At 58.0% G+C, this 11,267-nt stretch carries 10 protein-coding genes; 2 read left to right on the top strand and 8 right to left on the bottom strand.

All coding sequences use genetic code 11. The features are described 5' to 3' along the window. The first annotated feature begins 82 nt into the window (after positions 1–82). Together rlmD and ACPLUI_RS05905 are read left to right on the top strand one after the other, a co-directional pair. A complete protein-coding gene (gene rlmD, locus ACPLUI_RS05910; protein WP_424659351.1) occupies positions 83–1,450 on the top strand; it encodes a 23S rRNA (uracil(1939)-C(5))-methyltransferase RlmD in 1,368 nt (455 codons plus the stop codon). Between the two features lie 80 nt (positions 1,451–1,530). Beyond that, on the top strand, positions 1,531–2,172 hold the full coding sequence (locus ACPLUI_RS05905) for a flavodoxin family protein (RefSeq protein WP_424659350.1): 642 nt from the start codon (positions 1,531–1,533) through the stop codon (positions 2,170–2,172). Positions 2,173–2,519: 347 nt separating this feature from the next. Here ACPLUI_RS05905 and ACPLUI_RS05900 read toward each other — a convergent pair whose 3' ends face one another. The 8 genes from ACPLUI_RS05900 to ACPLUI_RS05865 all read right to left on the bottom strand — a co-directional run bounded on the left by ACPLUI_RS05900 (position 2,520) and on the right by ACPLUI_RS05865 (position 10,910). Further along, entirely contained in the window at positions 2,520–2,897 is a 378-nt protein-coding gene (locus ACPLUI_RS05900) for a hypothetical protein (protein WP_424659349.1), read from the bottom strand. Between the two features lie 124 nt (positions 2,898–3,021). Continuing rightward, positions 3,022–3,276 (bottom strand): hypothetical protein, encoded by a 255-nt coding sequence (locus tag ACPLUI_RS05895; protein ID WP_424659348.1) that lies wholly within the window; start codon positions 3,274–3,276, stop codon positions 3,022–3,024. Between the two features lie 151 nt (positions 3,277–3,427). Further along, a complete protein-coding gene (locus tag ACPLUI_RS05890; RefSeq protein ID WP_424659347.1) occupies positions 3,428–4,099 on the bottom strand; it encodes an SdpI family protein in 672 nt (223 codons plus the stop codon). After that, the gene (locus tag ACPLUI_RS05885) at positions 4,089–4,403 is read right to left on the bottom strand and encodes an autorepressor SdpR family transcription factor (RefSeq protein ID WP_424659346.1); all 315 of its coding nucleotides are present in this window, start codon (positions 4,401–4,403) and stop codon (positions 4,089–4,091) included. Before ACPLUI_RS05885 ends, ACPLUI_RS05890 begins: the two co-directional genes overlap by 11 nt. Before the next feature lie 289 nt (positions 4,404–4,692). After that, positions 4,693–5,286, bottom strand: coding sequence for a TetR/AcrR family transcriptional regulator (locus ACPLUI_RS05880; RefSeq protein ID WP_424659345.1), 594 nt, complete (start codon positions 5,284–5,286; stop codon positions 4,693–4,695). Positions 5,287–5,316: 30 nt separating this feature from the next. Continuing rightward, positions 5,317–7,089 carry an acyl-CoA dehydrogenase family protein gene (locus ACPLUI_RS05875; protein ID WP_424659344.1) on the bottom strand — a complete coding sequence of 591 codons (1,773 nt, stop codon included), beginning with the start codon at positions 7,087–7,089 and terminating at the stop codon, positions 5,317–5,319. A 146-nt stretch (positions 7,090–7,235) separates the two neighbouring features. After that, a complete protein-coding gene (locus tag ACPLUI_RS05870) occupies positions 7,236–8,411 on the bottom strand; it encodes a thiolase family protein (protein WP_424659343.1) in 1,176 nt (391 codons plus the stop codon). A gap of 75 nt (positions 8,412–8,486) precedes the next feature. Beyond that, positions 8,487–10,910 carry a 3-hydroxyacyl-CoA dehydrogenase NAD-binding domain-containing protein gene (locus tag ACPLUI_RS05865; RefSeq protein ID WP_424659342.1) on the bottom strand — a complete coding sequence of 808 codons (2,424 nt, stop codon included), beginning with the start codon at positions 10,908–10,910 and terminating at the stop codon, positions 8,487–8,489. Between the last annotated feature and the right edge of the window lie 357 nt (positions 10,911–11,267).

Here is an 11,267-nt window from a genome sequence, read left to right as displayed (position 1 = left end):
CGGTCAAAAAAGTTCCCATGGCGGGCGGAGGTATTGATGCCGGAAATAGCGGAAATAGAGATAGATAGTGGGGGAAATGAGCATGTCCGGTCTACGGGTTGGAGAACAGATGGTGCTGGAGGTGGAGGGTCTCAACCACAGCGGCGAGGGAGTGGGACGCTGGCAGGGGTTGGTGGTATTTGTGCCCCTGGCCGCACCCGGTGACCGGGTGCGGGCAACGGTGGTGGAGGTCAAGAAAAAATACCTGCGGGCCAGGCTGGAAGATGTGCTGGTCCCCGGTTCCGCACGCTGCCGTCCCCGCTGCCCTTCTTTTGCCCGGTGCGGCGGCTGTCACATCCAGCACCTTTCCTACGACCACCAGCTGCAGTACAAAACCGGGCTGGTGCGGGAGAGCCTTGAGCGGATCGGCAAATTGGCGGGGGTGAAGGTTTTGCCCGTTCTGGGCATGGACAACCCCTGGTACTACCGCAACAAAGTGAGGTTTCACGTGGCCTGCCGCGACGGGAGGCTGGCCCTGGGGCTTTATGCCCCCGGTTCGCGCGTCATGGGGCACTGGATGTCACCGGATACTCAATGCCACATCCTGGATGCAGAACTGAATAACCTGGCCCTCACCGTCGAATTTTTGATAAACAAGTACAGGGGGAGCCTTATGAAGGGCTCGGAAAACGTCCTGCCTTATATAACTTTGCGCAGGGGCGCGGCGACGGGAGAAACCATGGTGGTGCTGGCCACCACCGGGAGCAACCGGGACCGGTGGGTGGAACTGGCCCGGGAGCTGGCCGCTACCGCCCGCGTAACGGCAGTCGTCCAGCAGAAAGCCGCCCTGCCTGACGTGGAGATTGAAGCCGGACAGATCAGGACTCTTTACGGTAGGGGATACATGACCGATCGCCTGGGAGACCTCGTCTTTCGCCTTTCCGCTTCTTCCTTTTACCAGGTCAACCCCGTGCAGACCCGGGTTTTATACGAAAAGGTCAGGGAGTACGCTGGGCTTACCGGGCGGGAGAGGGTGCTGGATGCCTACTGTGGGGTGGGTACCATTGCCCTTTTTCTGGCCCGGCGGGCCCGGGAAGTGCTGGGCGTGGAGGTTTCCGCCCGGGCCGTGGACGATGCCCGTCAGAATGCCCGGCTCAACAACCTGGGCAATGTTTCCTTTGTCCGTGGGGCGGTGGAAAAAATTCTGCCCCGGCTCTTTGACCATGGTAGCGGTCCGGATGTGCTGGTGCTGGACCCTCCCCGGCGGGGGTGCCACCGGTCCGTCCTGGAAGCCCTGGTCAGGCACCCCGTGCCGCGGGTGGTTTACGTCTCCTGCGACCCGGGGACCCTGGCCCGGGACCTGGGTTTTCTGGCGGGTAACGGCTACCGGGTGGTGGAAGTCCAGCCCGTGGACATGTTCCCGCAGACCCACCATGTGGAGTGCGTGGCATTGCTATACTTACTCCGATAATCGGCTTGAGTCATGGCAGGAGTTCGGGTTTCTCAGGGCGAATGTATTAAAAAACAAAATTTTTTAAAAAAGGGGGAGGCATGGAAGATATTATGAAGATCCTGGCAATTAACGGCAGTCACCGCAAGGGGAAGAATACCGCCCTCATGCTGCAGGCGGTTCTGGATGAAGCCGCCAGGGCCGGTGCGGAGACGGAACTGGTGGAACTTGTCGATTACAACATCAAACCCTGTCTGGCCTGCAACCGTTGCCTGGGCAAAACGGAATGTTCCATCAAAGATGATGACATGGGCGTGCTGGCCGAAAAAATGCTGGCGGCCGACGGGATTGTGCTTGGTTCCCCCGTATACTGGGCCAATGTGACGGGCCTGATGAAAAATTTTATCGACCGTACCCGCTGGATGCACATGGCCAAAAACATGCTTCACGGCAAGGTGGGAGGAGCGGTCACCCACGCCGGCCTGCGGAACGGGGGGCAGGAGCACGCCCTGGCCATCATGGAGCGTTTCCTGGTTGCCCAGGGGCTTATTCTCGTTGATACCCGCGACCAGGGAAGCGGCATCAGCAACTGTGGGGCCATGGGAACCATGTTCAACAGCCTGGACGAAGGTAAAATCTCCTGGAAACGGAGCGTGCACGAGGATTTGCTGGCCCTCGAGGAATGCCGCCGCCTGGGCCGCAATATGGTCCACATGATCAAACGGTTGGTGCCTGGCACTTAACTTATTAACTTATTTGGTGGAGCCAGGAAAAAAAGCCGGTCATCCTGCAGGGTGACCGGTTGAAAGAGAACTTGTTCGGGGCGGTGGCCGCCCTTTAGAAAATAATTACCAGGATGCCGGCTATGAATACCAGCAAGCCCAGGAAGGCTATAGTTATTCCCAGTATCAGCTCGATGGTAGGGTTAAAATTCCTGGTTTCAATGTCCGGCATATCTGATTCCTCCTTTTTTCTGGCTTTGCTGGTTATACTATGTGTCATTCCTGACATTTGTTACCAGTAGCGGCGAGATATTTTTGCAAAAATAGACATCCCCCGTAAACCGGGGGATGTCTGATAATTCGTTTGCCTAACACTGCTCCTGCTTCGCAAATACCTTTCCACACCGGCAGCCGTACGTGACCAGGTGGTAGTCCCGGCGCTCCTGGACGCTCAGGATGCGCACCCTGCTGGAGAGGCCGTACAGTTTTTCGCCGCACTGGGGGCAAACCGTACCGGTGACGCAGTTGCGCGCCCGCACCACCGAGTACCCCGGCGTACGGGTGGCCTCCACCACGTAATCGGGGAAAGAGAACCTGGAGATGTTGTAGCGGTCCAGCACCGTCCGGATGGTCTTGAGCATGGTATCCCGGGCGCGCCCGGTCTGGCTGGTAAGAAAAACGTGGATGGCGGTCTGGATCACCTGCTGGTCTTCAATGCTGGGAAAGGGATAAATTTTGGCTGACATCTCTCACACACCTGCTCTTTGATTTCCGGTCTTTAAAGGCAGGCCGGTTTGTCCACGGATGGCGTAAAAATATTTGGCTGTCCGGAATCCTGCCTCACCAGATATTATTTCCAATTCAGTGCTCTCAAATAACCTGTTCGGAGCCGGGTTCAGCACGACCGGCCCGTTCCAGTACCTGCCGTACTGCTTCTATGTGCCGGCACCTGAAGCCCGGGTCGAGGCGGGAGCGGAAGCGGAAAGTGCAGCATGTACAGCTATCGGGCGTGGTGGTCAGTTCAATCCGGCAGTCCACCTCAACCACATGGGCTACACGGGGGGAAATAAAGTAGACGACCAGGTCGTTTACCAGGAACGGGGTTTTGATTATGTCCGCAGCCATGATAATTCTCCTTGCTGTTGATGTTGTTCGCGGTAAAGCCGGCTTTATGACTTCCTGACTATAAATTTGCCGCCGGTACTTCTTATTCCTGCCGCAAAATCAGGGGATTAAGGTCTTATTAAGTCTTATATTGTAGAAAGCCTGGTGGGTACTACCCGTTGACCCGCCGGTAAACAAGATAAGAGTACAGGGTGGTTATTGCTCCCGCCCCCATGATCGCGCCAACGCCTATCACGAAGTTGATGGGAGCTGGCAGGAAGGCTGTCACCACGTCTACAAGTCCGGCTGCGACAAAGACCGGGCCCGCGAAGCGGTGGGTGCGCCGCCAGACCTCCTCGCTGGCGAGAGTCCAGGGTGTGCGGATGCCGAAAAGGTAGTTGAAGCGTACCCGGGTCAGGTAGTTCCCTGTGATGATGAAAAGAATGCCCAGGGCCGGGGGGGTAACCCGGCTTACCAGATCCGCAGGGCCACCGAGGGCTGTAGCCAGGGTAAGGGCATAAAGTACGGCCAGGAAGAGTACCAGGCCGATGCGTACCGCCCGGTAAGCTTCCAGGAAGCGGAGGTAATTGTTTCTTTTGGGATCAAGGCAGGGGGAGAAGAGCATGCCCAGGTAAATTCCCGCGGCAAGCAAAGGCAGCGCGAAGGCCCCCCAGAAGCGGGAGAAATAGGAGTCGACCTCCCCCCGCAGGTTCCAGTGTGCCGGGACCTGTGCGGGCAAGTGCGGATATGTCACCGCTCCAGCCGCGAACATTAGCAGCAGAAGTACCAGAGCTGGCCAGTCCCTGGCCACCATCTCCCGGTCGACACGGTAGTTATTTCCCACTGCGCAATTCCTCCCTTCCATTATGGCGGTCCCGGCGGGTTAGAGAGCTGATCATCTCGAATAACCAGCCGGTAACATCCTGAAAAACCGTCGTGTTCAACGAATAAATGACATAGTGTCCTCTCTTCTCGTCCACAACCAGGCCCGCTTCTTTCAGGATGTTCAGGTGGTGGGAAATGGTTGGGCGGGAAAGATCAAAGGCCCGGGAGATCTCGCCGGCGGTCATATCTCCCCGGGCAAGGAGACGCAGGATTTCTCTCCGCGTGTCGTCCCCCAGAGCCTTGAAGACCATACTCAGTCCCATAATGCCAGGTCCTCCTGGTTTTCGATACTCATCGAATTGAATTGATTGTATTATTTGGTAAAAATCCCGATCAAGTAATGATATTTATCAAAGTATATACCGTAAAAGCAGGGACTGCAAGTTTTACGATGCGCCTCTTATATCTGGTATAATTCAGGCCATAAAAAGGGCCTGCAGTATGGCAGGCCTGAAGGCTTGTCGACAAGTGTCGGAGCCTTGCTCATTCTCGAGACCAGGGTTATGCTTGAGGGCCTGCCGGCAGGGGCAGGCCCTCGGGTCGATTCAAGGGTCAGCCTTCCTTGGCCGCCAGGGCCCGGAGAAGCAGCCGGTAAACCTCCGGCGCCAGGGCCACCAGGCTGTAGGGCCTTTGGGAAAGCACCCAGCAGGTGGCCACCTCGTCCATAGTTCCGAAGATCATCTGCCGGGCTAGGCGCACGTCCAGGTCGGCCCGGAATTCCCCGGTTTCGATACCACGGGAGACAACTCCCTCGATAAGCCGGGAATAAGCCCTCAGGGGTTCGGTTATCCCCTGGCGGATGGTGGGGTCCGATTGTCGCAGCTGGATTTGCATTACCGTGGCCAGGTGGCGGTCGGCCTCCAGCCTGGTGAAGTGCAACTCGATCAGGCGGGCCAGCTGCTCCGCGGCCCCGGTGCAGGCCTGCAGTTCCTGCTTTACCGCCGCAATGAACTCACCCATCTTCACCCTGAACAGGGAAATGAGCACATCTTCTTTGTTGCGGAAGTAAAGGTAGATGGTGCCGTCAGCCACCCCCGCCTCCCGGGCGATTTTCGAGACCTGGGCGTTGTGGTAGCCGTTTTCGGCGATTACCTTCACTGCCGCTTCAATAATAGCTCTGTACTTGTCCCCGCTCTTCCTGGCCACGTGCAGGCTCCTTTCTTTTGCTGGGGAATATTATACCACATATTTTTCCGCCTGCAGTACCCGTTCCGCAATCTGCCGGCGCAGGCCGATCAGGTCCACCGGCTGGTGTTTGCACATCCGCTTGACGATGGACAACTGGGTCTGCCGCATGTCCCCTTCAAACAGGAAACACATGGCGTCCCGGGCCCATTTCTCCAGCAGGGGGTAGGAGTCGTGGACATAGGCTTGGGCCAGGAGGAGTTTGGTTTCGGCCTCCCGGGGATCCGCCTCCCAGGCTTTCAGGGCCCGCAGGATGGCGCTTTCCATGGCGTAAATCTGGATGGCCAGGTCGGCCAGGATGCCGATGATTTCCTGCTCCCTGGCCAGCTTATCCATATATTTTTCCACTGCCTGGCCGCCCACCAGCAGGAAGAGCTTTTTGGCCATGGCCACCATGGCCCGTTCGGCGGCCAGGGGCTTTCCGTCGTCTTCCGGAGTGGCGGCCCGCAGGTTGAGTATTTCCCCGGCCAGGGCTTTGGCTGCCGGCAGGAGCGCCAGCTGTCCTTTCATGGCGCGGCGGACCAGGGTGGCCGGGATGATCAACCGGTTGATTTCGTTGGTGCCCTCAAAGATGCGGTTGATCCGGGAATCCCGGTAGAAGCGCTCGGCCGGGTAGTCCTGGATGTAGCCGTAGCCTCCGTAAATCTGTACCATCTCGTCCACTACGTAATCCAGCACTTCCGAGGCGAAGACCTTGGCTATAGAGCATTCAATGGCGTACTCTTCAATGGCTGCGGCTACTTCGGCACCGGTCGACTTGCCTGCGAGGGATTCCTCAATATTGCCGGTGATGCGGTAAACCATGCTCTCGGCGGCATAAGTCCGTGCGTTCATCTGGGCCAGTTTCTGCCGGATCAGGCCGAACCTGGCGATGGGCTGCTTGAACTGCTCCCGCTGCAGTGCGTATTTGGTGGCCAGCTCGATGGCCAGCTTGGCCGAACCGGTGCACCCCGCACCCAGTTTCAACCGGCCGATGTTCAGGATGTTGAAGGCAATTACGTGGCCTCGCCCGATCTCGCCCAGCAGGTTTTCCACCGGGACCCTGGCGTCTTCAAAAACGAGGCTGCGGGTGGAAGAACCCTTGATACCCATCTTCTTTTCCTCGGCCCCCAGGCTGAAGCCGGGGGTGTTCCGGTCCACGATGAAAGCGGTGAATTTTTCTCCGTCTATCTTGGCGTAGGTGACATAAACGTCGGCAATGCCCGCGTTGGTGATGAACATTTTTTCTCCGTTCAACAGGTAATGCTGGCCGTCGGGGGAAAGTACCGCCTTCGTCCGGGCGGAGAGGGCGTCGGAACCGGCATTGGGCTCGGTGAGGGCGTAGGCGGCAACCATTTCCCCGGTGGCAAGTTTGGGGAGGTAGCGCCGCTTCTGCTCTTCATTGCCGAAGAAGACGATGGGCAGGGAGCCAATGCCCGTGTGGGCGCCGTGGGCCAGCGAAAAGGAGCCGCCGGCCACGATGTTTTCGGTGATGATGATGGAGGCAATTTTTCCCAGGTCTGACCCGCCGTACTCTTCGGGTATGTCGGCGGACAGGAGGCCCAGTTCTCCTGCTTTGGCCAGCAGTTCCCGCATCAGCCCTTCCGGCTGGTGTTCCAGTTCTTCCACCCGGGGGGCCAGCTCGCTGGCTGCGAAGTCGGCCACTGTATCCCGGATCATGCGGTGTTCATCGGAAAAATCCTCCGGGGTGAATACGTCACCGGGGTTGATGTTCTCCAGTAAAAAGGCACCGCCTTTTTGCAACATGATGATAACCTCCTTCATTTTTTAGGGGCAGGTGTTCGGTTGTTTTTACCAGCCGGTTCGCACTGCCGGTACTACCCCAGGTTTCGCCGGGTTTCGTGGCCGGCCCTCCACAAAATCGCTCATGGTGCCGGCCGTCACCGGTTCTCTGGCCGGACAGTGCGTTCCTACACTCTTTCAAATACTCCAGCCGCTCCCATACCTCCGCCGATGCACATGCTCACCACGCCGTAGCGGGCCTGCCGGCGCTGCATCTCATAAAGGAGGGTGGTGGTCAGCTTGGCTCCGGTGCAGCCGAGGGGGTGTCCCAGGGCGATGGCACCGCCGTTAACGTTGATTCTGGCCGGGTCGAGTTCCAGTACCCTTATACAGGCCAGGGCCTGGGAGGCAAATGCTTCGTTCAGTTCGAAAAGATCTATTTGATCCTTCGTAAGGCCGGCCAGTTTGAGCGCTTTGGGAATGGCTACAGTAGGACCGATCCCCATGATTTCGGGCGGGCAGCCGCCTACGGCGTAAGATCGGAATACCGCCAGGGGCTTTAACCCCAGTGACGCTGCCTTGCGGGCGCTCATCAGTACCACGCAGGCTGCCCCGTCGCTGGTCTGGGAGGAGTTCCCCGCGGTGACCGTTCCTCCCAGCTTGAAGGCCGGTCGCAACCGGGCCAGGGCCTCCAGGCTCGTGTCAGGCCGCACGCCTTCGTCGGTATCGAAGACAAAGCTGTGTTCCACCAGTTGGCCGTTCTTCCGGGTCCTCTCGACCACCGTCAGGGGCACTATTTCATCTTTAAACCTCCCCGAGGTTATGGCTGCTGTGGCCTTCTGGTGGCTGGCCAGGGCAAAGGCGTCCTGATCTTCCCGGCTGATCTTGTAGCGTTCGGCCACGTTTTCGGCTGTGTAGCCCATGCCCATGTAGGCCTGGGGCATCCGTTCCATCAGCTCCGGGTCGGGCATACTCTTGTTGCCGCCCATAGGTACCAGGCTCATGCTCTCCACACCCCCGGCCACGTAAACTTCGGCGAAGCCGGCCATGATACGGGTGGCGGCAATTGCTATGGCTTCCAGTCCCGAGGAGCAATAGCGGTTTACAGTAACGCCAGGAATGCTGTCCGGCAGTCCGGCCTTCAGGACCACGTTGCGGGTGACGTTCATGCCCTGTTCTGCTTCGGGGAAGGCGCATCCGAAGATTACGTCGTCTATTTCTGCGGGATCCAGCCCGGGCACCCGGGCCAGGGCTTCTTTCAGCACCGCTTCCGCCATGACTTCGGGGCGGGTGTTCCTCAGTTTGCCCCGCGGGGCTTTGCCTACTGCCGTACGCACGGCGCTCACAATTACGGCTTCCTGCATCTGTTGAGATCCCTCCATTCTTAAGTAAGGCTTTCAAGTCACACGAATCTATTTACCAAAACCTTTATTAATTTCTTAGTTCCGCAAGGGCTTGTTGGTGGCCAGCATATGGCGGATCCGTTCGATGGTCTTGGGTTCGCCCAGGAGGCTCAGGAAAGCTTCCCTTTCCAGATCTAAAAGATCCTGTTCCGTAATGGTTGTGCCGGGAGTTACCCCGCCGCCGGTCAGCACGTAGGCAATTTTTTTGGCGATCCTGGCATCGTGCTCGGTGATCTGATTGCTCCAGCGCAGGGTTTCGATGGCCAGTTGCAGGACGGCGTAACCGGAAGTACCCACGGCCCGTACGGTGGCCGGGCGGGGAGGTTGGAACCCCTGGCGTGCCATTTCCAGCACCAGGTTTTTGGCATCGCCGATGACCCGGTCCCGGTTCATAGTGATGCGGTCGGTGGGACGCATGAAGCCCAGCTTGATGGCTTCTGGACCGCTGGTGGAGACTCTGGCCATGGCAATGGTTTCAAAAGCCCGGTTGATCAAAGGCTGGGCTGTGTTAATGCCTCCCACCTTGATCTGTGTTTCGGGTGTCTGCAGTTCCATGGCGCGCAGGACCATTTCCTTGCAACCGCCGCCCGCGGGCAGCAGGCCCACGCCCACTTCCACCAGGCCCATGTATGTCTCCGCGTGGGCATTGACTCTGTGTGAATGCATGCAGACCTCGCAGCCTCCCCCAACCGCCATGCTGTGGGGTGCAGCCACAACGGGCTTGGAGCAGAACTTCAGCCTCATGTTGGCCTGTTGAAACTCCCGTATCATCAGGTCCAGTTCGTCCCATTCCTCGTCTTCGGCCTGCATCAGAATGAGCATCAGGTTGGCGCCCACGGAGAAGTGGCGGCCGTAATTGCCGATGACCATGCCCTCGTAATTTTGTTCTACTTCTTTAACTGCATAATTAATCATTTCAACAATATCACTGCCGATAGCATTGGCTCTGGAATGAAATTCCAGACACAGCACGCCGTCTCCGATATCTATCAGGCTTGCGCCGGGATTGGATTTGATCACCCTGTTCTGCTCCTTCAGGGGGGCGAGGAAAATGACTCCGTCCGGGATGTACTCCTGCTTGCTTTCCCCGGTCCGCCAGTCGAAGATGTAGCGGGTGCCTTCCTTCTTTTCGTAGAAAGAGGTACGTCCCGAGGCCAGCAGTTTTTCCACCACGGGAGGCACGGCTTCCCCTTCGGCCTTCAGCCTTTCTACCATGCGCGGCACGCCGATAGCGTCCCACAGCTCAAACGGACCCAGGTCCCAGTTGAAGCCCCATTTCATGGCTTCATCCACGGACTGGATGTCATCGGCAATTTCGGGCAGTTTGTCGGCCGCGTATACCAGGACATCCTTGATTACGCGCCAGGCAAAGCGGGCACCTTTATCCTGGCCGGACAGAAGCGCCTGGAGTTGTTTGTCGGGCCCCCCGGCGTTTCTGGCCATCTCCAGCGAGGGGAAGCCTGCCTTCTGGCGCGGGCGGTATTCCAGGGTCTTGTAGTCCAGGACGTGGATTTCGGTTCCGGCGGTACCCTTAACTTTCTTGTAAAAGCCCTGGCCGGTCTTATCCCCCAGCCAGCCCCTGGCTGCCATTTCCTTCAGGAAACCGGGTAAGGTGAATGTCTCCTTCTCTACCGGGTCATCCACGGACTCATACATGTTCTGGGCCACGTGGAGCAGTACGTCAAGTCCGACCATATCCAGTGTGCGGAAGGAAGCGCTTTTCGGCCGCAGCATGGCCCGTCCGGTGAGAGCGTCTACCTCCTCGACCGTGAGGCCGGTTTCCACCATGGCCTTGATGGTGGCGCACATACCGTAAACACCGATGCGGTTGGCGATGAAGTTGGGGGTATCCTTGCAAATTACCACGCCCTTGCCCAGCACCCGTTCGCCGAAATCTTTCATGAAGTCCACGATTTCCGGCAGGGTGTCCCGGCCCGGGATGATCTCGAGAAGGCGCATGTAGCGGGGAGGGTTGAAGAAGTGGGTGCCGAGGAAGTGCTGCCTGAATTCCAGCTGGCGGCCTTCCACCATCCTGTTGATGGACAGGCCCGAGGTATTTGAACTTACGATGGTGCCCGGCCGGCGGTATTTCTCCACCCGGGCCAGGAGCTCCTGTTTGATGTCCAGGCGTTCCACAACCACTTCGATAATCCAGTCAACTTCAGCCAGCCTGTCCAGGTGGTCCTCCAGGTTGCCCGGCGTGATCAGGCCGGCGTTTTCCGGCAGGAAGAGAGGGGCCGGTTTTGCCTTGAGCAGTTGTTCAATGGCTTTTGTTGCCAGGCGGTTGCGTACCCGGGGGTGCTCCAGAGAAAGCCCCTGCTTTGCTTCTTCCGGGGTGAGTTCCCGGGGTACAATATCGAGCAGGTAGGTGGGGATACCTGCATTGGCCAGGTGTCCGGCTATGGCCGCGCCCATTACGCCGGCACCCAGTACGGCAGCTTTCTTGATCCTGCGCCTCATAAGCTTGCCTCCTTTTAAAAAATGAGTGAGTGTTCAGTCACTTAAAGAATATTCTATTTTTTCCTGCAGGTCAAGAGGTTTTTATGAAAACGGCAACATTTATGGTAAACATTTAATCGAAGGGGTACAATACTGATCACAGGGTAAATAAATTTCCCGCCCGGGCAGGATTTTGAGCAATCCTAAAAGAACTTTTTGCCCGGGAGGGATCTTTCTTGGAACTGGTGGCCATATTTTCTACGGCTTTTGTGGTGGGACTTTCCGGCGCCATGATGCCCGGGCCTCTTCTTACCGTGACCATAGGGGAAAGTGCCCGGCGGGGGTTCCGGGCGGGTCCCCTGCTTGTGCTGGGCCATG

The sequence above is a fragment of the Desulfofundulus sp. genome (assembly GCF_049701015.1).
In the GTDB taxonomy this organism is placed as follows: domain Bacteria; phylum Bacillota; class Desulfotomaculia; order Desulfotomaculales; family Desulfovirgulaceae; genus Desulfofundulus.
Note: the sequence above shows the minus strand (reverse complement) of the source record. Positions and strands in the feature narration are given on the sequence as shown.